Genomic DNA, 24,359 nt, shown 5'->3' with positions numbered 1-24,359 from the left:
ACTTTTCGATAAAATGTTTTAAAAAACGACAGTTTTTTGTTAGAATTGATTAGCCAATATATTTTACATATATTACTTTTGTGGGGGTAACAATAATGGTCTTTAAATCAAAAAAAGATAAATTTTCTGAAATGTTAATGAATGTTTCCGAAAATTTAAAAGAAGGCGCGCAATTTTTCGTGGAGTATAAAATTAAAAATGCTAGCGATTTAAAAGAGTTTTCTATGCGCATGAAAGAGTATGAGTCAAAAGGTGACTCATTTATTCACGAAATCATTATGGAGCTAAACAAAGCGTTTATTACTCCGATTGAACGTGAGGACATCCTACAACTTGCAATGAGTATGGATGATGTATTAGACGGATTAGATCACAGTGCTGGTCTGTTCGAAATGTATTCTATTACAGAAGCTGATGAATACATGATTAAATTCGTAGAAGCAATTAATCAATGTGCAATTGAAATTGCACATTCTGTTGAACTACTGTCTAAAAAGAAGTTAGTCGACATTCGTACGAACGCAATCAAGATTAAGGATTACGAATCACAATGCGATGATATTCGTCGTCATGCGATTAAGCACTTATTCTCTCGTGAGAAAGATCCGATTAAGATTATTCAATTTAAAGAGATTTACGAAGAGCTTGAAGAAGTAGCTGATAGCTGTCAAAGCGTTGCAAACGTATTAGAAACAATTATTATGAAGAACGCGTAAGGAGTTTGATCATGGATACACTCTTGATACTGACCGTTTTAGTAGTCATTTGCGCTTTAGCTTTTGACTTTATCAATGGATTTCACGATACAGCAAACGCTATTGCAACGGCTGTTTCAACGAAAGCTCTAAAGCCTAGACATGCAATTATTATGGCAGCTATTATGAACTTTTTAGGTGCAATGACATTTACAGGTGTAGCAAAAACGATTACAAAAGATATCGTTGACCCATTTGCTTTACAAAATGGTTCTCTTGTAATTTTAGCTGCTTTACTTGCGGCGATAGCATGGAACTTAATTACTTGGTACTACGGTATCCCAAGTAGTTCTTCGCATGCAATTATTGGCTCAATCGCAGGTGCAGCCATTGCTGCTGCTGGTATTAGCTCATTAAACCTTAAAGGATTCATTAAAATTCTTGAAGCTTTAATCATTTCACCAATTATCGCTTTCGTTATTGGTTATATCGTATACAGTATTTTTAAAGTGGTCTTTAAAAACTTTAACTTAACGAAAACGAACAAAAACTTCCGTATATTCCAGATTTTCACTGCAGCATTACAAGCCTATACACACGGTACGAATGATGCACAAAAAGCAATGGGTATCATTACGATGGCTCTTATGGCTAATAACTATCATACTTCTAGCGATATTCCGTTCTGGGTACAATTATCTTGTGCTATCGCAATGGGGCTTGGTACTTCTGTCGGTGGATGGAAAATTATTAAAACTGTCGGTGGACAAATTATGAAAATTCGTCCTGTAAATGGTGTAGCTGCCGATTTATCATCATCACTTGTTATTTTCGGTGCAACATTCATTCACTTACCGGTTAGTACGACGCACGTTATCTCTTCTTCTATTTTAGGGGTTGGTGCTTCTCACCGTGTGAAAGGGGTAAAATGGGGAACTGCAAAACGTATGTTAATTACATGGGTTATTACACTTCCTATTTCAGCTTCTTTAGCTGCTCTATTTTACTACCTATTACATTTTGTTTTCTAATCAAAAGTCGTCTTCCTTATTTTTCTAGGAAGACGACTTTTTTGTGAACAAGCCTATTTCTCATTAAAAAGCGTGTATAATAATTGGTGGATAAGTTATTTAGAGGAGTTGGCAATTTTGGAATACATCATGTTACTTTTCATCGGACTAATCGCCGGGACAGTCGGCAGCCTAGTTGGGCTTGGAGGCGGAATTATTATTGTTCCGTTATTAATTGGATTACACAGTTTATCACCACAACTTGCAGTAGGGACTTCTATGGTAACAGTCGTTTTTACAGGGCTATCTTCCACCCTTACTTATATGAAGCATAAACGAGTAGATTATAAAAGTGGACTTATTTTATTTATCGGAAGTGGCCCTGGTGGTATTATCGGATCATGGGCAAATAAATTTTTAAACCAAGACACATTTTCTTTATACTTTGGGGTTTTCCTTATATTCGTCTCAATTCTACTTATGCTTCGAGACAAATTAAAACCTCTTTCCCTCTCAAATACGTCTGTAATTAAGCGTTCTTTTACAGATAATGATGGAAATACTGTATACTACCAATTCCCACCGTTTCTTGCTATCTTTATTGCCTTTATAGTTGGGTTTATATCTGGGTTATTTGGAATTGGTGGCGGTGCCTTACTTGTTCCAGCAATGATGCTTCTTTTTGCATTCCCAGCACATATTGCAGTAGCAACTTCAATGTTCATCGTATTTCTATCAGCAATTGTAAGTTCTGCAACTCACATCTCACTTGGAAATGTCAGCTGGATTTATGCATTAATCCTTATTCCTGGTGCATGGATCGGCGGAAAAATCGGGGCTTACATTAATACAAAACTAAGTGGTAACGCCGTAATTAATTTATTACGTATTACGTTAATTATTCTTGGAACTAGATTAATCATTATTTCCCTTTTATAACGTATTCTTTTTAGAATGCGTTTTTCTTATACGCATGAATATAAAAATCCTCCGAGGAGAACAAATAAAATTAAACAAACAAATAATAACATATAATTTGAAATATGTACTTTCTTCAAGTTGACCACTCCTATAACTGCGACTGTTATCTTTATGATAGCGAAAAATTAGTTCACTTGCAGTTACAGAGTGCTAACAATGCAAAATCAATTATTACAAATTTTATCCTTATATTTCATTTCTTTGTATATTCTATCGATTTAATAAAAAAAGATGTCATATTGACATCTTTTTTAGTGAAGAAGTGACCATCCCATAAAGTCTTCATGTACTTGGCACGCCCTCTTATCATTTCGATCATATAATTCAGCATAACTATCTGTTTCTTCATCATAAGCCATCGTATAAATAATTTGGCCGTCTACTTCAACGGATAAAACGACTCCACCTTTCATCTCTTCTACATGAATGATAGCATTCGCCGGAATTCTCATATCCGTCATTCTCATCGCATCTAACAATATACTAAACCCCCTACAGCGTATTCATTGCTAGTACTATTACACACTAAATAGTATACTACTGTAATAGCATACATTTCGTCAATGAAATTGCTGTTGAAATAGCATATTGTCTATATACATATACGCTAAAATAGAAGAAATAGAAACATATTAATGGGGGGCTAACATTGATTCTACACAAAGGAGATGTACTATTCCGTCAAGGCGAGGACGGTCCTTTATACTTTATAAAAACAGGCTTATTAAAAGTAGTTCGGCTAGAGGAAGACGGAACACCATTTTTATTCAACATTATCGTTCCAGGTGAAACGATACCTCATCATTCTTTGATTTCACCGAAAGAATATCACGGTACAGCTATCGCTTTAATAAAAACAGAAGTTGAACCGATCACTAGTAGTGAATGGTATGAGAGACTTCAAGCAAATCCTGAATCATATGCCAACATCGCTATGCAATTGCAATCGAAATTAAGAATGATGCAACAACGAATTGATCAATTGACAACCGTCTCACCAAAAGAACGTCTTCATCGTTTACAAGAATGGTTCACATTATATTTAGATGACATTCCTATATATGAAATATTAACACAAACTGAAATTGGTCAACTGATAGGCATACGCCGTGAAACAGTTAACCGTTTATTACGAGAACAAATAAAAAACGAGGTAAAATAAATACCTCGTTTTTTTGTTTATTCTCATTCGTCTTATTGTAAGCTTATCGCTGGGCCGAAAAATTCATAATGAATATGCTCTTGTTTCACACCTAAATCAGTTAGTGCAGCATTTATATGCTTCATAAATGCTACTGGACCACAAAAATAAAATTCTGCTTCAGTTGTCGGAATAATAGTTTTTAACCATTCGCTTTCAACGAAACCTTCTTTATCAAAGTTCTTCATTTCTAAATCTTTTTCAGTCGGTGCAGAATAACAAGTATATGCTTTAACTTGTTCATATTCATTTTCTACTGCCTTAACGTGTTCTTTCATTGCATGTGTATTACTATTTATTGCTGCATGAACAAAATATACATTACGTTTTGAATCTTGTTCAATTAACGTATTTAACATACTCATCATCGGTGTAATCCCTACTCCACCACTAATTAGTACAACTGGTAATGTTGAATCCATATTTAACACGAAATCTCCCGCTGGTGCACTTACTGGTAAAACATCTCCTTCTTTTACATGTTCATGTAAGTAATTAGACACTTTACCGTCTGGTGTATCTACACCTTTTTCTTTCTTTACACTAATACGATAATATTCTTTCCCAGGTGCATCGGATAAACTGTATTGACGATTATGTGTATATGTCTCACCTTCAATATTGATTTGAACCGTTACATATTGACCTGGGATGAATGAAGAAACTTTCCCTCCATCTTCAGGTTTCAAATAAAATGACGTAATAACATCGCTTTCCTTCACTTTTTTAACAATCACAAAGTTGCGGAAGTCTTTCCATCCACCTTCTTTATGTGCAGCTTCTTCATACATCTCTGCTTCAATGTTAATAAATGCATCAGCAATGACACCATATGCTTCTCCCCATGCATTTAAAACTTCATCAGGTGCACCTGCGACTTCTTTAATGGCACGTAGTAAACATGTACCTACAATCGGATAATGCTCAGCTTTAATACCTAAACTTCTATGCTTATGACCAATTTGTTTTACAACTGGAATAATTGCTTCTAAATTATCAATGTACGTTGCAGCTGCATAAACAGCATTCGCTAACGCTTGTTGTTGTCTTCCCTTTTTCTGATTCGTATGGTTAAAAATATTCAATAACTCCGGATGTTCTGAAAATAAAATTTGATAAAATCTCGTTGTAATTTCAACGCCTTTTTCTTGTAATAATGGTACTGTTGACTTTACGATTTCAATTGTTTTTGCACTTAACATTGTATCCCACTCCTCTATTTCCTTAACTGTTTTTAGTTTAACTGAATCTTATAATGCAGATTGTGATTTTAATCACTATTAACACGTTGTTTTTGTGAATAATATATGAACATTGCATTTACAAAAGAAAATAAGCTAACTAGAATTCTAGCTAGCTTATTATTTTGTTTGTATAGCTTGTTCAATTACCTTTCTATCTTTCCCATCACCAAACTCCGTATACCCCCAGATATTCGTTTCACCTCTATATTTATTTACGATAATATCCAAATCATGATATACACGGTGGGCATACACTACATACTCAATATTTTGAAGTTCCACACCTTTTTTTACAATTTCATAGCTTCTATTTACATCGCGTTTTATTTTTTCATTCTTTATTTCCGTATGTATATTTTTTAAAGATGGTTCTTGTTGTTGAAACCATTGCTTAAATTGCTTCCAATCCCCGTCTGTATAATTCTCTGCTTTACCGTAATTTAAGAAATTATTATAGCTTTCATGTGTCATTCGAATAAAATCTAGCACTTTTGTCTCTTCTTGCACATCTTCTACTTGAGCTATTGTATTTACCTCAGCAGGCTTATTCGCATAATGTAACAGCACTTTCATAAGACTATAACTCGCAATGATCATTACGATAATAATCCCGAATACACTTAACAATTTCTTCATATACAGAACTCCTTCTCTACTAAAGATATTACAATGTATGACTATACTTGTAACATTCTCTCGTAGAAATATAATTCCTGTATTAATTCTTCCTATCATTTCGACAATATTTTTCTACACATTTCGTCTTGGCAAATGCTCCTGTAAAACAATATAACCTTCATAAGCTGTATAACCAAGTATAGCTATTAATCCGATATAACAAGCAAATACTGTCCATTTCGTTTTCGTATCCACTTTATAATAGTTTTCTTGTTGTTCCTTTTCTGTTTTCCATTCATTTAATTTTCTTTCTGACGCTTCAAATGCTTCTCTTATGTGAATAGTATACTCATCTATTTCATCTTCATATGGAACATAATCTAACGGTTCAAACTTCGGTAAAAGATACTCTAACACTTCCATTTTTTGAAGTTCACCTATTTGTAACTCTTTTTCCCGTTCACTTTGTCTTAATGCATTCATCTCATGATGCATCATGTATATAGTCCGATGTACAGCTCCAGTTTCTTTTAATTCCTCTTCAAGCCTAGCAACATATTCTTTCATTCCATCAATTTTATGCCCTAATTCCTTAATCGGCTCATCTCTCTTTATCACTCTGTATAATTCCATACAACCGATAATAACAATAAATCCTCCCAAAATACTTTTAAAGTAAATTGAATAGCCAAGTAATAAAATAAGGCCTGCTCCCCAAATTTTAGTACTGACAACTGAAATAATTCGCCCACCATCTAGCGGCGAAACAGGAATTAAATTAAAGAAATTAATCATACTTCCAAGCAAAATAACAAGCGCCCAAAACGGCTCTTGCGTCATTATATAAAGTGGGATCGCTGGTAAAAATGAAAGAAGTCCGAAAAGCGGCCCCATATAGGCGATGTAAGCTTCATCTTTCGCATTTTTCGGCATCTCTTTCATTCCAATAAGGGCCCCCATAAACGGAATAAAGATTGCTGGCGATGTTGGGATCCCCTTTCTTTTCGCAGCCCATAAATGGCCCATTTCATGAACAAACAACAAATAAATGAGCGCCACTCCAAATTTCCAACCATATAGAACTGCGTATGCGCCAAGCGATAGAAACATACTAAATACCGTTGAAAACTTTGCTAATTTAAAAATTGCAAATACCCACTTTAACTTAGACAGTAAAAATAGACCTATCGCAACAATAATTCCCCATAATCCTTTTTTATTATTTTTCATATTCCTCTCCTTTATCTCTCATTAATGAATCATATTCATTCATCAAAGCTTGTTCTTTTCTCTATTATGACATATTTTTTTCTATTGTTAGAAATAATGTTTATTTAATCCATTTTTAGCCAAAAATATAAATAAAGGAGGTATATACGAATGAATTTACAATCTCTCATAATAAGTGTTTTATCATTTTTAGCTTCAACTCTTATTTTTTATACAGTGAGCTATGTATTATTATTAGATTGGTTGCCAAATCACTTACTTATCACTCTTATCATTCTTTCCGCTCTTATGATTTCATTTCTTATTACACGAAAATCAATGAATGAGCCATCTGCAAAAGCAAAATAATAGAGAGGGTGTTCTTCCCCCCTCTCTATTATCATTTCCTAGGAAAGGCTACATACAATTTCAATTCAGCTACAGCCAATAAGGATCTTATCTCAAAATTCAGTTGGAACAAAGAAGTTAAGCGGGAATCAACGCCGAATTGGCAAAGACTATTAATCAACGAAAAATGAGCATCCTCTGCCGATTAAAGTCTCACTTTATCTTTGAAAATTCATTTTTTCACCATACTCTTTAACGATTTGAATTATATTTTGAAACACGCCTATTTTTTCTTTTTCACTGTTTAATATTTTCAAATCATACTTTTCGTAATATGTTTCTAATGATTTTAATTGTGATTCTGAAGCACCTTTTATCGGAACAGTAGCATGCAATTCATATTGCTTATACCCTTCCTTTACTTTTTCACCTAAAATCATTTCACTCTCTTTTGCTCCAATTAATTTTTGAACTTTTTCTGGGAAAGTGAGTTGCAAATAATACTCTCGTTCCTTCACTAACTTGTTATATAGTGATTGTGAAATCGTATACCGTACCATATAATTCACGTTTTGATCGCCCGCTTTAATATGAAACGCAGTAATCTGCAAATCTTTTTTTGTTACTTCCGTTAAAGGACCTACCTGCATCTCATCTTCTTTTTGTTCTGAAACATTTGGAAATATAGCCAAAAGCTTTTCCGTATCTTTTTCATTCAACATATACATAGCTTTCTTATATTGCACCCATCCTCGTCTATCTTCTCCCCTTAACCATGCATAATAAGTTTCTTTTTTCCCATCTCTACTAATTTGTATTTCATATTCAGGTTCACCGAAGCTTCCGGTTATTTCTTGTTTCTCAGCTTTATCCAAAATGTCTATTACTAACTTCGCTTCTGATTCCTGCAACTTTTTCTCTTTATGTTTTTTTTGTATAACGGTTACCCCAATTGTTTCTTTCACTTCATTCACCGTCTCTTCTACTTTTTTTGTTTCTTTTTTTTGCTCAGCTTGACCACAAGCTGCTAGTAACATAACAAATAACAACAATACATATTTCCCTTTCAAATTAATCCTCCTTTTACGATAAGAAATTCTTATAATCTTCATACATAAAACAAAAACGTGACATCCTATTAAATAAGTTATACTAATCATTGAAAGGAGGTCTTTATCATGTCCATTAATTTTCATGATCCAAATAATAAATACACATACGCAACAAGAAACGCTCATATTTCTTGGGCTGAAATGGTAAAAAACATTACAGACATACAAAACAAGCAAATAATTGATATTGGCTGCGGTGGCGGGATTTATACGAAAGAACTTGCTCTTATGGGAGCCAAAAATGTTGTGGGACTTGATTTTTCAAAAGAAATATTACAAGCTGCAAAAGAAAATTGCGGCAACATTCCAAATATTTCTTTCATCCACGGTGATGCACATAATATCCCATACCCTAATGAAACATTCGACATAGTTATTTCTCGTGCAGTTATTCATCATTTACAAGACATTCCTACATTTTTATGTGAAGCTTCTCGTATATTAAATAAAAACGGTGTACTTATTTTACAAGATCGAACGATTGAAGATTGTACAGTTCCAGGAAGTCCCGAACACATTCGTGGATATTTTTTCTCTATATTTCCAAAACTCATTGAAATAGAGTCAAAAAGACGTCCAAAAACCAACACGATACAGAAAGAATTACAAAAACATTCTCTTCACGTGCTTCCCACACAAACACAATGGGAAGTACGAAAAATACATGATTCTGTAGAAGCATTGCTACAAGATTTATCTCCTCGAACAGGTCGATCCATTCTATATGAGTTAACAGATGATGAACTTTCTCAACTTCTACAACATATACAGACCGCATTACAAAACGTCTCTCCTATTATTGAAAGAGATCGATGGACAATTTGGAGCGCCATGAAGTTGTAAGGAAGGAAGCCTCACAAAATAATGTGAGGCTTCCTTTCTTTCATAATCTAATTTTGCAACACTCTTGATATCCTCCACTTCTGGCCTGTGCACTTCCACACTTCGGACATACTAAATATCTAGACTGATTTGTCAACAAACTACCTTTTTGAAAGAGTAAAACTTCTGCTTGTTTAAACGAACGCGAATAATATAACCACATAAAACCAATTATAGCAATAATGCCAAATAATACTCCCATCGCAAGCATTTCAGTCACCTCTTTTGGTTTGTTCTTTCCAGCAAGTGGATTGTTGTAATATTCTCTGTAAATTCAAATAATCCCTTCTTTACTCCTATAAATATCAACTTTCTCTATAAATTTTACAATTCTCCACAAATTTTTACTCCCATTTTACAATTCATTATTCCTTTTGCAACAACGAATATTACTTTCGATATTTCCGTATATAAATATATCTTTCAAAAAACATATTGACTTTCTAAAAAAAACATGCAACAATACTGTCAGAATACTTGAATAAAAATTCATTGACGAGAACGAGTACGTTATAGAACTGTTCCCCAGAGAGTTGGCGATTTGCTGAAAGCCAACGTTCAGTGCGTAACCGAAAATCATCTCCGAGAAGTAGAACCGAATGTTACAGTAAGTTCTTACCGGCCGTCCCCCGTTACAAGGAACACGTATCATGTTGTACGTTGCAAAGCCGTATACATATAGATTTATTTCTACATGTGTAAATTAGGGTGGTATCGCGGGTAAATATAACTCGTCCCTTTCTTTAGGGACGAGTTTTTTGTGTTCTTACAAATGAATTTAAAAAAGGAGGAAAAACAATGAACACTGTATCAAAAAAACATATTTTTTTCACGGGTCTTATGCTATTTTCTTTATTTTTTGGGGCAGGTAATTTAATTTTCCCTCCCATGCTTGGACAAAACGCAGGTGAAAATTTTTGGCCAGCAATGATTGGATTTTTACTAACAGGAGTTGGCTTACCACTACTAACTGTTATCGCAATTTCTCTATCAGGAAATGGGATGCAGCAACTTGCAAGTCATGTCCATCCATTATTCGGAATTTTCTTTACAGTAGTTGTATACATTGCCATCGGTCCATCCATGGGCATCCCACGTGTTGCAAATGTTGCTTATGAAATGGGTGTTAGTTCTTTCTTACCAGAAACAATCCGCTCTAGCAGCCTAGTGCTATTTGTATATACAATCATATTCTTTACTTTCGTATTTTGGCTGAGCTTAAATCCATCTAAACTTGTCGATCGTATTGGAAATATATTAACACCTATTTTATTAATCTCAATTTTCTTATTGTTTGTTAAAAGTGTCTTTACACCACTTGGGCAATCAGGACCAGCTATGCAAGAGTATCAAACTTCTCCAATCTTCAAAGGCTTTATGGAAGGGTACTTAACAATGGACACCATTTCAGCACTTGCATTTGGAATTATCGTTGTAAATGCAATTCGCTCTAAAGGTGTGAATGATCGTAAGTCCATTGCCATCGCCACAGCAAAAGCAGGGCTTATTGCCGCTACAGGACTCGTACTTGTATATGGTGCACTCGGCTGGCTGGGGGCAACTAGTGTCTCTCTCGGATATGCAAAAAATGGTGGACAGCTACTTACTGTTATCGTACAACAATTATTCGGTCCGTATGGTTTGCTCCTATTATCTCTTATCGTTACACTCGCTTGTTTAACGACATGCGTTGGACTCGTATCTGCGTGCAGCCAATATTTTTCAACATTATTGACTACATTTTCATACAAAACATTCGCGAGTATCATTTGCGCATTAGGATTATTAGTTGCCAACTTAGGTTTAACGAAAATTATCGCAATCTCTGTTCCAATTCTACTTGTTGTGTATCCAATTGCGATTGTACTCGTACTACTATCGTTACTTCATAAATACTTCGGTGGATATCGCTCTGTTTATGTATGTGCTTTAATCGGATCAGCTGTAGTGAGCGTATTTGATGGATTAAAACAAGGTGGTATTTCAGTTTCATTCATCACACCATATTTTGAATTTATCCCTTTATATAATGAAGGAATCGGTTGGCTAATACCAGCATTAGCAGGAGCTCTTCTTGGCCTTACAATCGCTAAGTTAAGCGGTACGAAAAAAGTTCCATTACTAATCGAATCTAACGAAGTAAAAGCCTCCTAAAAAAACTCCCAAAAGGGAGTTTTTTTACATTTGATAAGCAGTATGATTAAAACTGCTTATTTTATAAGCTTTCGTATAATATTCAATATTTGTATCAACTGTTTCTACCTTGACAACATCATAGCGCTCTTCTTGCTTTACTAAAAATAAATAGTATTCCTCTGTTGCCTCAATAATCGCAATTTTATCTGTTTCAACATTATATTGTTCACAAAGTGCTTGTAATGCGTTCACATACTCCCCTAATTTTTTAGACTTATCCATTCCGAATATAGTTTGAACTAACATATACATTCTCCCCTTTATATGTACTGTTAACACCTTAATGATAACGCTTACATTATTTATCGTCAATAAAAACATTCGATGGTTTTAACGCCAAATCTATATTGTAGCGAGCCAATAATCAGCGAGGAATTCCCCGCCAATTAAAGCTTCACTTTATCACTTCGTTAATTGATGCCTAAATGCATAAATAACTGCCTGAGTACGATCACTTACATTCAATTTATTTAATATGTTACTCACATGTGTCTTTACCGTTTTCAGTGCAATAAATAACTCGTCCGCAATCTCTTGATTACTTTTTCCCTCTGCAATTAATAACAAAATCTCAAACTCTCTTTCCGTTAAGTCATCATGCAAAGGTTGCTCTTTCTTTTGACGCATACGGGACATCATTTTCCCGGTAACTTTCGGCTCTAATACTGTTTCTCCATCATAAGTAGCTCGTACAGCATCGGCAATATCACTTGCTCTTGATGTTTTTAATAAGTAACTGGTCGCACCAGCCTCAATAACAGGGTACAATTTTTCGTCATCTAAAAAGCTTGTTACAACTACAATTTTTGCTTCTGGCCATTCTTGAATAATAGCACGTGTTGCTTCGACGCCATCCATCTCATCCATAACAAGGTCCATTAAAATAATATCCGGTCTTAATTGCAATGCTAATTCTGATCCTTTTCGTCCATTCTCAGCTTCCCCTACTACTTCAATATCTGGCTGTGTAGATAAATATGCCGATACACCCATACGAACCATTTCATGATCATCGACAAGCAATACTTTGATCATACTTCTCCCCCTCTCTCAATCATAATCGGTACTTTTACTTCTATTTGTGTACCTTTGGCCGGGAAACTAAGCACCTTGAGTGTCCCACCAATTTCATGAACACGCTCTTGCATCGATCTTAGGCCATATGAACCTGCCTTATTAACGCCTACTTCAAACCCAACGCCGTCATCAATAATTTTTAAAATCGCATATTGATCAATTTTTCGAAGGCGCACTTCTGTTTTCTTTGCCTTCGCGTGTCGCAACGTGTTTGATAACGCTTCTTGCACAATACGGAATAAATGATCTTCTACACCTTTTTTTAATTCTATTGGCTCAATAAGCCATTCAATTTTCATATGTTGTTTTCGCGATAATTCCGTTAATAATTCCTCTATACCTTCTGTCAGTTTCTTACCTTCCAATTGTACAGGACGTAAATGAAGGAGCAATGCTCTCATTTCTGATTGAGCATTTACAACCATATTTTCAACAAGTTGTAATTGTTTTTTTGTCACATCTGGAAATTCAGTTATTTGTTCATTAATCGCTGACATCATCATCGACATTGCGAAAAGCTGCTGACTTACTGAATCATGCAACTCCCTTGCTAAACGATGCCTTTCTTGAGAAATCGCTTCTTGTCTCATCTCTTCATTCCAATGAGCTCGTTCATTCGTTACTTTTTGAAAGAGTCCAGCTTGCTCCTCTAATCGACGAGCCAAAACGATTACTTTTCGTTCCACTTCATGAAATTCATCATCTGCAGTAAACGAAACATCGCTCGGAAAATTCCCTCGCTCTACTTCAAATAGAAACGTATTTAATCCTTGTATACGCTGCTCTATATAGTAACCGATTGCATATCCTACAATTCCCCCGATAAGTAAACTTGTAGTCATAATAAACAAGCCAATTGGAACAGAAGCGATGGATTCCTTCCATAATAAATCATACACTTGTTGCTCGCTTTTCCATACATATACAATTGTACAAATGAGTGCGATACTAACTGAGGACAACATAGAATAACGAATATACATCCACGAAATATTTTTTTGTTTCTTCATTATACTTTCCTCACTTCCGTGTCGCCTACGACAAGCGAAGAAATAATTTTAATACGACGAGGAGCCTCTTTATACTGCTCTGTTCTAAATGTAACATTGCGGTTAAACCCTGTCTCTTCATGACCTGGCAAGAGCACACGTCCGACAATAACAGAATGATTTAAAGAAAGTTCAATATCATATGGCACATATAAACGAATATTACCAACGACACCCCGAATAACAATTACCGTTTCCCCTTCTGGAATCATAGCAGTAGTTAAATCTATTTCCACATCACAAGCACCGTATTGAACATTAATATCCTCAAGTTCATAAATATGATCCATCATTCGTACATTGCCTACAAACATATTTTTCAAATATGGTTCTGTACGATATATTTGCTTCTCTTCGTCTATAATCCCTTTTTCTTTAATTTCAACCTTCATCGCTTTTTGCTGATGCCCTTGTTGAATCAATTGATAACCAATTAAAGCTAAACAAGCAAATACGACAAGAACAAATGCTGCTGATGAAAATAAGAAGAATAAAAATACGATACCACCAACAAATAAAAATACATTTCCCCGTACATAACGATTCTTTTTACGATAATGCCTTCCAAACATAAGCATAATAAATGCAAAAATGAGACCACCTGGTTCAAAATGTCCAAGTATCATATCAAGAAAAAGACCGAATCCAAATATGATGAGGAGCATCCCCATTAATTGTGTCTTTGAAAAATGTTTCTTCATTTCAGCTCCCCCCTTCTTGTCACATATACATAGAAGAAAAGGCATTGCTTTCCAACACCTTTTCTCCTATCACTATATCATAAGCCTGTTTTATAATATACTACTATTATTTTGTTAACTCTTTCGTTAACGATACATCATTCTTTTCTTTCATTTCACGCTCAAGTTTTGCAATTTTCATATCAAATGTGTCACGCTCATGTTCTTCATTCATACGAGTTTCTAAGTCACGAATGTGATCTTCAATTTCTTCAAATCGTAAGAACGGATTATTTTCATCCATTTTATGCATCGCAGTATTCATACGACGATTTGCATGTGCCATATTTTCACGTGCCATTAGTTCCATACGCTTTGCGTGCATTTCTTTTAATTTATTTTTCATTTCAGAAAGACGACGCTCTAACTCATCAATTTGCTCTACAACACCTGCATACATTTCTTCTAATCGAGTTACTTGCCCTTCATAATAAGCTACCTCTTCTAACGCACGTTCGTGCAATTGTAATTCGCCTGCTTCTTGAGCAATGATAGCTTGCTTTGATCTTTTGTTAACGAAATAACGTGCTTGCTCAAGCTCACGAGCAAAGTTAGATTTTAATGTTTTATGACGTTCAATTAACTTCTCAATTTTTGTTATTTCACGCTCACTATCACGTAAATATTGGTTTAACATCGCAATTGGATTTTTTCTTTCCTTCTCATCTAACACGTTATGAAAATCAGCTAAAATTGCATCGCGTACACGTCCGAATAAAGATTGTTTCATTATAAATCTTCCTCTCTTCTACTTTATTTATAATTTGATTTATTGTTTTAGTTTTTCATTAATTTGTTCCACTCATCTTCAAAGTTGCTATATGGTTTAGAACTTTCTGGAGCAGATTCAACAACTACATCTTTTTCTTTTTTCCACTCACGGTATCCGTAGTATAAAACCACTAAAGCAGCGATACCGATTAATGCTGGTGAATGAGAAAGCGCAATGGATAAACCGATTAAACCAACAATACCCCAAGCTAACTTTCCAAAAAATGACTTAGCTCGCACAAATGATTTATAGCTCCAATATACAACTCCTGCTCCGATTGCGAATCCTACAATACCAGCAAGACTACCAAGAGCAATTAAAGCCAAAATACCGGCTGCGATAAACGCTAGAAATTGTTTCATCTTGTGCTTGCCTCCCTTCGATTTGATACTCTTATCTTAACTATTTTTTCATCTTTCCATAACGAGCTTAAGAACCGTTTTTAACTCAGACTTAAGACCGAGTCATATTCAGCCCTTTACGCAAAAAAACGTGCAGAGTTTATTCTCTGCACGTTTTTTTAATTACTAACATTCATATTAAATTAAGCTGTTTTATGATACTCTTTTTTCTCAGCTACTTTCGAAAATCTTGGAAATCCAATTAAAATAGAAACAATCCCACATACTCCAACTAAGATTGGATAAAATGCATATGGCAACAATTCAACCGGAGATAACGCTGCAAATCCTGCTGCCGTTAACATTTGGGCACCGTACGGAATTAATCCTTGTACACAACATGAGAAAAGATCTAATACACTCGCTGATTTACGAGGGTCTATTTCATATTGATCTGCAATATTTTTTGCAAGCGGGCCTGTAAAGATAATCGAAATCGTATTATTCGCTGTACACATATTCGTCATACTTACTAAACCAGCAATACCAAATTCTGCACCTTTTTTCGAACGAATATTACGTGTTAATACATTCATTAAATATTGAATACCACCATTATATTGGATTAATTCAACCATACCGCCAATTAATATAGCAAGTAATACTAACTCCATCATACCGCCCATTCCAGTCGTTACACTTTTAAAGAAACTTTCTAACGTGTAACTTCCATCTATAAGACCGATAACACCAGATAATACAGTTCCACCAGTTAATACAATAAGTACATTCCAGCCAAGTAGCGCTGTAATAAGTACTCCTGCGTACGGTAAAATCTTTATCCAATCAAAGCTATGTGCTTTAATTTGCGTGTCACTTCCTGAAGTAACTATTACTAATAGTACAATTGTAATAATAGCCGCTGGTAACACAATTAAAAAATTCGTTTTAAACTTATCTTTCATTTCTGTTCCTTGTGAACGAACAGCTGCGATTGTTGTATCTGAAATAAATGATAAATTATCACCAAACATCGCTCCCCCAACAACAGTAGCCATTGCAAGCGCAATTGAGATATCAGTTTGACCACTAATACCTACAGCAATCGGCGCTAATGCTGCAATTGTTCCCATTGAAGTTCCCATTGCTAATGAAATAAATGCACCAATAACAAAGATTCCAGCTACGATAAATCCTGGCGGTAAAATAGTTAACGCTAAATTAACAGTTGAGTCTACTCCGCCCATTCCTTTAGCCGTTTCAGAAAATGCACCTGCAAGCACAAAAATTAATACCATAATCATAATATCCGGATTTCCTGCACCTTTAGCGAACCGCTCGACTTTCACATTAAAACTTTCTTTACGATTCATCACTAAAGCGACTCCTACAGCAATTGAAATTGCTACAAGTATCGGCAATTTATAGAAATCACCTGTAATAATTCCAGAACCAATAAATAGCGCCAAAAATATCCCAAGTGGTAATAAAGCTAAACCATTTCCTCTCGTTTCTTTCAAAGTACCATCTCTCCCTAGTTTCAACCTTTTTCTAATGAATAACAAAAGACCTCTTCCGATGAGAAGAGGTCTTATACATCTATAAGAAACGCTCTTCTCATCTTTCAAGCACATGCTTGCTGGATTTGGCACAGCACTCTGAAATCGAGTCCGCTGCCGAGGCATCGTAGGGCCAGTCCCTCCGCCTCTCTTTATAAGAAGGTTTCATATTTATTTTTTAATAATAATTTCTTCCCTAACTTTACTCGCTTACAAAACAAAAGTCAATTATTTTTTGTATAGATTTTTTTGGTAATTATACAAAAATTTGAATACAATAATCATTTTAACTTTTCGATTTCTTCTTCCAATATTGAAATCCAATAAAATTCACTATTTTTTATTGCTGCTAATATCCATTTCGTAGTGTACCAAGCTAACTCATACTCTTCCTTCGTGACATCGCCACTTTTATAAGCATCCTCTAGCTCCTCTTCATCTAATACATACACCTTACCGCTAGGTAATAATACTACATCTAAATATAAATCATCAAAATACGGTAAACCACGATCGTCTATTTCATATTCTTTCGTCACATCAATATAATATTGCACTAAATTGTGCCTATCATCTAACATAGCTGTAATCGCAAAGTTCTTTCCATTAATGAAATATTGAACCCACGTATACCCATCACTTGCAATACAAATTTCTTTACCATCATATTCTTTACAACTAGGCTCTCTCACCTTTTTTATATCCAGTATTCCGAGCATTCCCTCTTCCACTTGCTTAAGCCTATAACTCTTTTCTATTAGTCTTTTCCACGAAGAACCGTCACCATATTTACGTTTCATTATGTATACTCCTCTTCTATATACAGAAAAGCTCCCACATATTATGTGAGAGCTTGTTCATATTATAATTAAGCAGCTTGACCCTTTTCAGAAATCTCTTTTAAATAAGCTTGTCCTTTTTCAGCGTCATATTGACCTTCCCACTTAGACATAACTACAGCTGCTAAAGAGTTTCCTACAACGTTAACTGCTGTACGAGCCATATCTAAAATACGGTCAATACCAGCAATGAACGCTAAACCTTCAGGTGGAATACCTACTGTACCAAGTGTCGCTAATAATACAACGAATGATACGCCCGGTACACCTGCGATACCTTTTGATGTAACCATTAATACAAGTAATAATGTAATTTGTTGTGTAATAGATAAATCAATACCGTACATTTGCGCCAAGAAAATAGCCGCAATTGCTTGATATAAAGTTGATCCATCTAAGTTAAATGAATAACCTGTCGGAATAACGAAAGATGTAATTGCTTTCGGACAACCGAATTTCTCCATTTTCTCCATGATTTTTGGTAAAACTGTTTCTGAGCTTGCTGTAGAATACGCTAAGATCAGCTCGTCTTTTAAAATCTTAAAGAATTGGAAAATGTTAATTCCAAATATTTTCGCTGTAAGTCCTAAGACAACTACGACGAAGAAGATCATTGCCCCATATACGACAATTAGCAATTTCCCTAATGGAATTAATGAAGCAAGACCAAATGTAGAAACTGTAACACCAATTAGTGCAAACACACCAAATGGTGCAAATTTCATAACTTGGTTTGTTACATAAAACATTGCGTCAGCTACACCTTGGAAAAATTGAAGAACTGGTCTTCCTCTTTCACCAATTGCTGCTACACCTAAACCAAATAGTACAGAGAAGAAGATAATAGCAAGCATATCTCCGTCAGCCAATGACTTCATAATGTTTGTTGGAACAATATTTACAAACGTATCTGCAAATGAATGACTTTGTACTTGCTCTGTCGTATGTGTATATTTCGAAATATCTGTCTTTGTTAACTGCTCCATATTTACGCCTTTTCCTGGTTGGAAAATATTCGCTATTAATAGACCAACAATAATTGCAATTGTTGTAATAATTTCAAAGTAAATAATTGTTTTTCCGCCTAGTCGACCTAGTTTTTTAACATCGCCAACACCAGCAACCCCAACAACAATACTTGCTACAACAATCGGTACAACGATCATTTTAATTAATCGGATGAAAATATCACCAATTGGTTGTAAGTACTTCACAACAGCTGGATTATCAAAGAAAATCGCCCCAACCGCAATACCAAGCGCAAGCCCTATTAATATTTGCCATGCAAGTCCTATTCTTTTCATATTTGTTGTAACCCCCTCTTCGATGTGTCACTCTATCTCTCATTCTATCTCTATAAAACTAAGAAATTAAGAGTATTACATATTATTCGACAATTCACTACATTTTGTCCCTGTTAAAAATCATAAATCAAAATTTAAAATCTGACAACAAAATAACTTTGCCCGAATGCAAATAATTTTCTTGACAAAAAATAAACCCATGTTAGAAAACCTCACATGAGAACGATTCCTTACTAGTGTTTTATTAGCTTTCTAAGTACTATTTCACTCCATAAAAACTATTACTTTCCTCCTGTATTTTACAGACAAATCCCAAAATATACCTTTATTACAGCCATAAATAAAATGTAAGTACTATGACAATTAAAGTTGAAAAATGATAAATTCCGACAAAACTTAGCAATTTTATAAAGTTTTCTTTACATTATGATTACAACGATAGACACTCTTCTTCTTATGATATATAACATTCATAGGGAAAGGAGTCAGACAACTATGAAAAAGAAATTTGCAGCGTTTAGTGTTTTAGCAGCAGGAACGATATTTGCTTCCCCGTTACTTTCACCCGTATACGCTGAAACAAATCAAGATAAATTATCTAACATTCAATCTGAATTAGAAGGCAAACAAAGTGACTTACAAAATAAATCAGTCGAGAAAGAACAAATAGAAAAAGAAATTCAAGAATTACAGAAGAAAATCGATGAATTAACTACTTCTATTAATAAAAACGAGGCTGAATTAAACGATACAAAAAAAGAAATTAGCAAAACACAACAAGTAATTACTGACAAAAAGAAACATATAGAACAATTACAAACAAACATAGATACACGTCAGGAAGTTATTAAACAACGATTACAATCTATGCAAGAAAAACCGCGTACAAATATCATTACAGAAGTATTAACAAACTCTACAAACATTGCTGATCTTGTTGATAATATGTACTCCGTAAGTTTAATATTAAACAACGATACAGATATTGTAAAAAAACAAACATCTGATCAAAATGCTGTAACTACAGAAAAAGAAGCTGTTGAGAAAAAAGAACAACAACTGAAAGAATCTGAGCAAAAACTAGAACAAAAACAACAAGAATTACAAAATAACCAACAGCAGCAACAGACTCTTATTAACGATCTACATACGAAAGTAGCAAAAGTAGATTCAGAGATTGAAGGATTAGAAGAATCCAAAGGCATTTTAGAAAATCAACGTCAAGCTGTGCAAAAAGCAATTGAAGAAGAAAAACGGGCCGAAGAAGCTCGTAAAGCGGAAGAAGCTCGCCAGGCAGAAGAGGCTCGCAAACAACAAGCTACTAAATCTGCTCAAGCAACTCAAGCAGCTCCAACACCACATGATACAAACATCGGTGGCTTTATCAAACCAGCAGCTGGATCAAAAACTTCCGGATTTGGTGTACGTTCTTTAGATAACCATAAAGGAATTGACATCGCCGCTTCGGGAACGGTTCCAATTATCGCTGCTGCAGATGGCGTTGTTATTCGCTCAGAATTATCATCTAGTTACGGAAACGTAGTGTATTTATCTCACCGTATAAACGGAAAAACATATACGACAGTATATGCTCATATGAATAGCCGTTCTGTATCGAATGGACAAACTGTAAAACAAGGCGATCAGCTTGGATTTATGGGGAACACGGGCCAATCATACGGACAACATTTACACTTCGAACTTCATCTTGGAGAATGGAATGTCGGCAAGACAAACGCAGTCGACCCATCTCCTTATATCGGATTATAAAAAACCTCGGTACCTACCGAGGTTTTTTATTTACACTTCACACAATATAGGCATTCTACATAGACTATAACTAAATGCCTATAGTTTACGAGGTGATCAATATGAATACGCAATTACAACAAAAAATAGAAGAAGCTAGAGCGACATTTATCGGCCGGATATTTACATTTGGCGGATCAGTTTTATTTTTAATCGGTTCATTCCTCGCAGTCACCACAGCCTATAAAGCGTATAATCGTCTATTACATTCAACAACATAAAAAAAGACGGGAGATCCCCGCCTTTTTTTATGCAAACATTTTAAATACACCTATCACATTTAAAAATACAATTATTACAGTTACCGGAATGACATAACGAAGTAAGAAGAACCAAATGTTAAATAACGTTTTCCCCTTCGTTTCCGTCACTTCTAATTCTTTCATCAACAACTCTTTACTCATTTTATTTGGTACAAATAATGAAATAGCTAGTACTCCTAACGGCAGCAATACGTTACTTACCGAAAAGTCGACTAAATCAAAGAATGTTTTCCCAAATATTTTCACGTCACTCATAATCCCAAATGATAACGCTGATGGAATACCGACTGCAAAAATAAGAATACCAATTAATAATGATGCTGACGGACGCTTCTTCTCATTACCTTTCGCAACAGATGCTACTACAATTTCAAGCATTGAAATTGCTGATGTTAAAGTCGCAAAGAAGAATAAAATTAAAAACATAATAAAGAAAAATTGACCAAATGGTATTTTTGCAAATACTGCTGGAAGGACGATAAACAGTAATCCCGGTCCTTCAGTCGGTTTAACTCCTAATGCGAAAATCGCTGGGAAAATTGCTAATCCTGCAAGTACTGTAACAAAAACAGTTAAACTTACAATAGATGTTGCCGATTTCGCTAAATGTTCCTCTTTCTTCAAATATGAACTATACGTTACCATTACCGAGGCACCTACAGTTAGCGAGAAGAAAGATTGTCCCATCGCATATAAAATTGTATCTGCTGTAAGCTTTGAAAAATCTGGTTTTAAGAAGAACTCTACTCCAGCAAAAGCACCATCGAGTGTTAACGCACGAACAATAATCGCAATAAATAAAATAAATAATAGCGGCATCATGTACTTACTTGCCTTTTCTATACCTTTCTCTACACCTTTACTTACAACAAAAATCGTACAAAGCATAAAGATAAATTGCGCTCCAATCGCACTTAACGGATTTGAAATCGTTTCACCGAACAATTGTCCATAATCAGCTACTCCATTCCAGAAACTTCCTGTCACACTATAATATAAATAAAGTAAAATCCATCCACCTACAACACTATAAAAAGATAGTACACTAAAACAAGTAACAACTCCCATACGACCAATCCAAGGATATAATTTGCTATTTGGCACTAGTACTTTATAAGCTGTGACCGCCTCTTTTTGCGTACTACGTCCAATAACAAACTCCGCTATTAGAAGAGGCATACCTATAAATAAAGTTAACAGTAAAAATACAAGGAAGAATGCGCCTCCCCCGCCATTACCTGCAACATATGGAAATTTCCATATCGCACCAAGACCTACTGCGGCTCCGGCTGCTGCGAGTACAAAGCCTATTTTCGACGTCCATTGCTGTGTTTCTTTCATCATAAATTCTCCTTTTCTGAATATTTAAACTTTTGTTAATTATACACTTTCATTTCATACTCGCACACCTCCTTTAGAAAATAAAAAAGTCCCCTACACGCAAATATGCATGTAGAGGACGATATATGTAATGTAAATACCGTGGTACCACCTCAATTGGATTGATAAATCCCACTTGTTCAAGTACAGGAATAATTCCGATACTCTATCCTTTTAACGGCGGAACCCGGGTTGCCTACTACAATGTTCAACATACCTCTCGCAAGCCCATTCTGTATAATTTATCGTACCGGGCTCCCACCTAACCCCAGCTCTCTGAACGCATCAAATATACGTACTCTTCTTGCTCATCGATTTCATCTATTGAAGTTACTTGTGATTATAAATTATATTTTTATATTTGTAAAGCGCACTTTATCTTTTATTATTTTAAAACCTTTCCCTCTAATTCTCGCAAAAAACTTTCTCTTTCTCTCTCGTTTTGCACATATACTGATTTCAACACTTCTTGGAGTAATATATTTCGTTCTCTCTTTTCTAACTGTAAATCTTTTAACTTCACCCTTACTTCATATAAAAAATCTAAATACGATTCATATGTCTCATCATATTTATTTGCAATCTCATCTCTAATTTTTTTTGCGAGCTTTGGGCTCGCTCCCCCAGTAGAAACTGCTATATTAAGCAAACCATGATGAATCGCTGCTGGAAAGTGAACATTACCACTTTCCGGATTTGTAATAACATTTACTAATTGATTCTCTGCGGCATCTTCAGCAACTTGTTCATTTAATATTGAATCACTACTCGCTGCAACAACTAAAAAAGCATTTTTAATATCACTTTTTTCATATTCTCTTTGATACCAACGAATTTTCTTTTCTTCCACAAGTTTTACTAAATTCGCATCTAATTCTGGACTGATCACAACTATATCCGCACCTTGTTTGAGTAAAGGAATAATTTTAAATCCTGCAACTTTTCCCCCACCAATAACAACAACGCGTTTCTCATTAACTCGCACTGTAAGTGGATACATACTGATCTCCTTTCAATAACTCCGTCGTTTTCTGAATTAACATATCTTGTAACGCTTCATTCTTCCCTAAATATGGACTGATTTTTATCTCTTCCAATGCATATTGGCGCACTTCTTTCTCAATATGTTTCATAAGTAAACCTGTAAATAACAAATAAGGTAGCACAACGATGTTCTCCACTTCCCGTTCTACAACTTCCTTCAATTTCCTCTCAAATTTCGGCTCCGCAGCCGCTAAATAACAAACCTCAACTTTTTTAATTTTCTCCTCAGCTTGAAATAAAGAGGCGATCCATTTTATATCTTGTAATACTTCAGGATCACTACTTCCTCTTGCAACGAGCAGAAGGGTCACTTCAGCCTTCCCTTCCTTTTCAATACCACTTCCGTTATATACTGATTTGATAAGTGTTTCTGATACACCAAACGGATTACCATAAGTCACTTTAACATTCGGATATTGATTCTTGAGCTTTACCAATTTAAATGGAATATCTTTCTTCACATGACCTGCCGCTAATAAAAAAACAGGGATGGCAATAATCTCCGTGGCCCCACGCTTCACACATGTACGAAAACCATCTTCAATAGAAGGATTCGCTAACTCTAAAAAACAAACTTCTTGAATATTCGCTTCTATACGACTCATACACGATGTAATAAATTGAATCGCCTCTTCTTTCGCTGTCTTCAAACGACTTCCATGACATATATATAAGACGGCTTTCAT

27 protein-coding genes, 1 riboswitch and 2 other annotated features are annotated in these 24,359 nt (G+C 35.0%); of the genes, 9 read left to right on the top strand and 18 right to left on the bottom strand.

What is annotated here, in order from left to right:
* Nucleotides 1-95 precede the first annotated feature (95 nt).
* From ACW0JX_RS07410 to ACW0JX_RS07400, 3 genes are all read left to right on the top strand, one after another.
* Nucleotides 96-716, top strand: coding sequence for a DUF47 domain-containing protein (locus ACW0JX_RS07410; RefSeq protein WP_097821908.1), 621 nt, complete (start codon nt 96-98; stop codon nt 714-716).
* Nucleotides 717-727: 11 nt separating this feature from the next.
* On the top strand, nt 728-1,726 hold the full coding sequence (locus ACW0JX_RS07405) for an inorganic phosphate transporter (protein WP_000380276.1): 999 nt from the start codon (nt 728-730) through the stop codon (nt 1,724-1,726).
* A 117-nt stretch (nt 1,727-1,843) separates the two neighbouring features.
* Complete coding sequence (locus ACW0JX_RS07400; RefSeq protein ID WP_459245533.1) at nt 1,844-2,644, top strand: sulfite exporter TauE/SafE family protein; 801 nt, start codon at nt 1,844-1,846, stop codon at nt 2,642-2,644.
* Between the two features lie 293 nt (nt 2,645-2,937).
* On the opposite strand, the gene ACW0JX_RS07395 is transcribed toward ACW0JX_RS07400, so the two are convergent.
* Nucleotides 2,938-3,165, bottom strand: coding sequence for a hypothetical protein (locus tag ACW0JX_RS07395; RefSeq protein WP_000883009.1), 228 nt, complete (start codon nt 3,163-3,165; stop codon nt 2,938-2,940).
* A 170-nt stretch (nt 3,166-3,335) separates the two neighbouring features.
* Between ACW0JX_RS07395 and ACW0JX_RS07390 the strand changes: the two genes are divergently transcribed.
* On the top strand, nt 3,336-3,848 hold the full coding sequence (locus ACW0JX_RS07390; protein ID WP_016082299.1) for a Crp/Fnr family transcriptional regulator: 513 nt from the start codon (nt 3,336-3,338) through the stop codon (nt 3,846-3,848).
* A gap of 32 nt (nt 3,849-3,880) precedes the next feature.
* On the opposite strand, the gene hmpA is transcribed toward ACW0JX_RS07390, so the two are convergent.
* From hmpA to ACW0JX_RS07375, 3 genes are all read right to left on the bottom strand, one after another.
* A complete protein-coding gene (gene hmpA / locus ACW0JX_RS07385; protein ID WP_459245532.1) occupies nt 3,881-5,089 on the bottom strand; it encodes an NO-inducible flavohemoprotein in 1,209 nt (402 codons plus the stop codon).
* 159 nt (nt 5,090-5,248) lie between these two features.
* Nucleotides 5,249-5,767, bottom strand: a complete 519-nt coding sequence (locus ACW0JX_RS07380) for a hypothetical protein (protein ID WP_053564903.1) — start codon at nt 5,765-5,767, stop codon at nt 5,249-5,251.
* A gap of 114 nt (nt 5,768-5,881) precedes the next feature.
* A complete protein-coding gene (locus tag ACW0JX_RS07375) occupies nt 5,882-6,979 on the bottom strand; it encodes a site-2 protease family protein (protein WP_064531931.1) in 1,098 nt (365 codons plus the stop codon).
* A 150-nt stretch (nt 6,980-7,129) separates the two neighbouring features.
* On the opposite strand from ACW0JX_RS07375, the gene ACW0JX_RS07370 reads away from it, so the two are divergent.
* Complete coding sequence (locus ACW0JX_RS07370; protein WP_001053359.1) at nt 7,130-7,327, top strand: hypothetical protein; 198 nt, start codon at nt 7,130-7,132, stop codon at nt 7,325-7,327.
* A gap of 197 nt (nt 7,328-7,524) precedes the next feature.
* Here ACW0JX_RS07370 and ACW0JX_RS07365 read toward each other — a convergent pair whose 3' ends face one another.
* Complete coding sequence (locus tag ACW0JX_RS07365; RefSeq protein ID WP_053564905.1) at nt 7,525-8,376, bottom strand: hypothetical protein; 852 nt, start codon at nt 8,374-8,376, stop codon at nt 7,525-7,527.
* A gap of 108 nt (nt 8,377-8,484) precedes the next feature.
* Here ACW0JX_RS07365 and ACW0JX_RS07360 point away from each other — a divergent pair, with 108 nt between their 5' ends.
* Nucleotides 8,485-9,261 carry a class I SAM-dependent methyltransferase gene (locus ACW0JX_RS07360; protein ID WP_000026288.1) on the top strand — a complete coding sequence of 259 codons (777 nt, stop codon included), beginning with the start codon at nt 8,485-8,487 and terminating at the stop codon, nt 9,259-9,261.
* A gap of 40 nt (nt 9,262-9,301) precedes the next feature.
* On the opposite strand, the gene ACW0JX_RS07355 is transcribed toward ACW0JX_RS07360, so the two are convergent.
* Entirely contained in the window at nt 9,302-9,511 is a 210-nt protein-coding gene (locus ACW0JX_RS07355) for a hypothetical protein (protein WP_000880630.1), read from the bottom strand.
* Between the two features lie 272 nt (nt 9,512-9,783).
* Nucleotides 9,784-10,042: a binding site (T-box leader), on the top strand.
* Nucleotides 10,043-10,098: 56 nt separating this feature from the next.
* Here ACW0JX_RS07355 and brnQ3 point away from each other — a divergent pair.
* Complete coding sequence (brnQ3, locus tag ACW0JX_RS07350; RefSeq protein WP_053564907.1) at nt 10,099-11,454, top strand: branched-chain amino acid transport system II carrier protein BrnQ3; 1,356 nt, start codon at nt 10,099-10,101, stop codon at nt 11,452-11,454.
* 24 nt (nt 11,455-11,478) lie between these two features.
* Here the strand turns inward: brnQ3 and ACW0JX_RS07345 are convergent, their stop codons facing one another.
* The 9 genes from ACW0JX_RS07345 to gltP all read right to left on the bottom strand — a co-directional run bounded on the left by ACW0JX_RS07345 (nt 11,479) and on the right by gltP (nt 19,177).
* Nucleotides 11,479-11,817 carry a DUF3922 domain-containing protein gene (locus tag ACW0JX_RS07345; RefSeq protein WP_072939635.1) on the bottom strand — a complete coding sequence of 113 codons (339 nt, stop codon included), beginning with the start codon at nt 11,815-11,817 and terminating at the stop codon, nt 11,479-11,481.
* A gap of 81 nt (nt 11,818-11,898) precedes the next feature.
* The gene (locus ACW0JX_RS07340) at nt 11,899-12,531 is read right to left on the bottom strand and encodes a response regulator (RefSeq protein WP_000598707.1); all 633 of its coding nucleotides are present in this window, start codon (nt 12,529-12,531) and stop codon (nt 11,899-11,901) included.
* On the bottom strand, nt 12,528-13,583 hold the full coding sequence (locus ACW0JX_RS07335; RefSeq protein WP_000744326.1) for a sensor histidine kinase: 1,056 nt from the start codon (nt 13,581-13,583) through the stop codon (nt 12,528-12,530). The genes ACW0JX_RS07340 and ACW0JX_RS07335 overlap by 4 nt, the downstream gene beginning before the upstream one ends.
* Nucleotides 13,583-14,323: a cell wall-active antibiotics response protein LiaF gene (gene liaF / locus ACW0JX_RS07330; RefSeq protein ID WP_000716094.1), complete on the bottom strand. Its 741-nt coding sequence runs from the start codon at nt 14,321-14,323 to the stop codon at nt 13,583-13,585. Before liaF ends, ACW0JX_RS07335 begins: the two co-directional genes overlap by 1 nt.
* Nucleotides 14,324-14,429: 106 nt before the next feature.
* A complete protein-coding gene (locus tag ACW0JX_RS07325) occupies nt 14,430-15,092 on the bottom strand; it encodes a PspA/IM30 family protein (protein ID WP_000814127.1) in 663 nt (220 codons plus the stop codon).
* A 47-nt stretch (nt 15,093-15,139) separates the two neighbouring features.
* Nucleotides 15,140-15,496 (bottom strand): lmo0954 family membrane protein, encoded by a 357-nt coding sequence (locus ACW0JX_RS07320; RefSeq protein ID WP_000808640.1) that lies wholly within the window; start codon nt 15,494-15,496, stop codon nt 15,140-15,142.
* A gap of 182 nt (nt 15,497-15,678) precedes the next feature.
* Nucleotides 15,679-16,995: a Na+/H+ antiporter NhaC family protein gene (locus ACW0JX_RS07315; RefSeq protein ID WP_000665496.1), complete on the bottom strand. Its 1,317-nt coding sequence runs from the start codon at nt 16,993-16,995 to the stop codon at nt 15,679-15,681.
* A gap of 94 nt (nt 16,996-17,089) precedes the next feature.
* Nucleotides 17,090-17,195, bottom strand: a riboswitch (SAM riboswitch).
* Between the two features lie 120 nt (nt 17,196-17,315).
* Nucleotides 17,316-17,834: a ribonuclease FAU-1 family protein gene (locus ACW0JX_RS07310; RefSeq protein WP_000824654.1), complete on the bottom strand. Its 519-nt coding sequence runs from the start codon at nt 17,832-17,834 to the stop codon at nt 17,316-17,318.
* A 68-nt stretch (nt 17,835-17,902) separates the two neighbouring features.
* Nucleotides 17,903-19,177 carry a glutamate/aspartate:proton symporter GltP gene (gene gltP / locus ACW0JX_RS07305; protein WP_000821126.1) on the bottom strand — a complete coding sequence of 425 codons (1,275 nt, stop codon included), beginning with the start codon at nt 19,175-19,177 and terminating at the stop codon, nt 17,903-17,905.
* A 495-nt stretch (nt 19,178-19,672) separates the two neighbouring features.
* Between gltP and ACW0JX_RS07300 the strand changes: the two genes are divergently transcribed.
* Both ACW0JX_RS07300 and ACW0JX_RS07295 read left to right on the top strand, forming a co-directional pair.
* The gene (locus ACW0JX_RS07300; RefSeq protein ID WP_000726083.1) at nt 19,673-20,947 is read left to right on the top strand and encodes a murein hydrolase activator EnvC family protein; all 1,275 of its coding nucleotides are present in this window, start codon (nt 19,673-19,675) and stop codon (nt 20,945-20,947) included.
* A 101-nt stretch (nt 20,948-21,048) separates the two neighbouring features.
* Nucleotides 21,049-21,207 (top strand): hypothetical protein, encoded by a 159-nt coding sequence (locus tag ACW0JX_RS07295; protein ID WP_001095997.1) that lies wholly within the window; start codon nt 21,049-21,051, stop codon nt 21,205-21,207.
* A gap of 27 nt (nt 21,208-21,234) precedes the next feature.
* Here the strand turns inward: ACW0JX_RS07295 and ACW0JX_RS07290 are convergent, their stop codons facing one another.
* The 3 genes from ACW0JX_RS07290 to ACW0JX_RS07280 all read right to left on the bottom strand — a co-directional run bounded on the left by ACW0JX_RS07290 (nt 21,235) and on the right by ACW0JX_RS07280 (nt 24,359).
* A complete protein-coding gene (locus ACW0JX_RS07290; RefSeq protein WP_053564908.1) occupies nt 21,235-22,590 on the bottom strand; it encodes a sodium-dependent transporter in 1,356 nt (451 codons plus the stop codon).
* Nucleotides 22,591-22,701: 111 nt separating this feature from the next.
* Nucleotides 22,702-22,950 (bottom strand) — a binding site (T-box leader).
* Nucleotides 22,951-23,014: 64 nt separating this feature from the next.
* Nucleotides 23,015-23,629, bottom strand: coding sequence for an NAD(P)-binding protein (locus ACW0JX_RS07285; protein ID WP_053564909.1), 615 nt, complete (start codon nt 23,627-23,629; stop codon nt 23,015-23,017).
* The gene (locus ACW0JX_RS07280; RefSeq protein ID WP_459245531.1) at nt 23,604-24,359 is read right to left on the bottom strand and encodes a sirohydrochlorin chelatase; all 756 of its coding nucleotides are present in this window, start codon (nt 24,357-24,359) and stop codon (nt 23,604-23,606) included. Before ACW0JX_RS07280 ends, ACW0JX_RS07285 begins: the two co-directional genes overlap by 26 nt.

This window comes from Bacillus sp. C-3-6, from assembly GCF_054509685.1.
The sequence above is the reverse complement of the archived record's forward strand: the minus strand, read 5'-3'. Positions and strand labels throughout refer to the sequence as shown.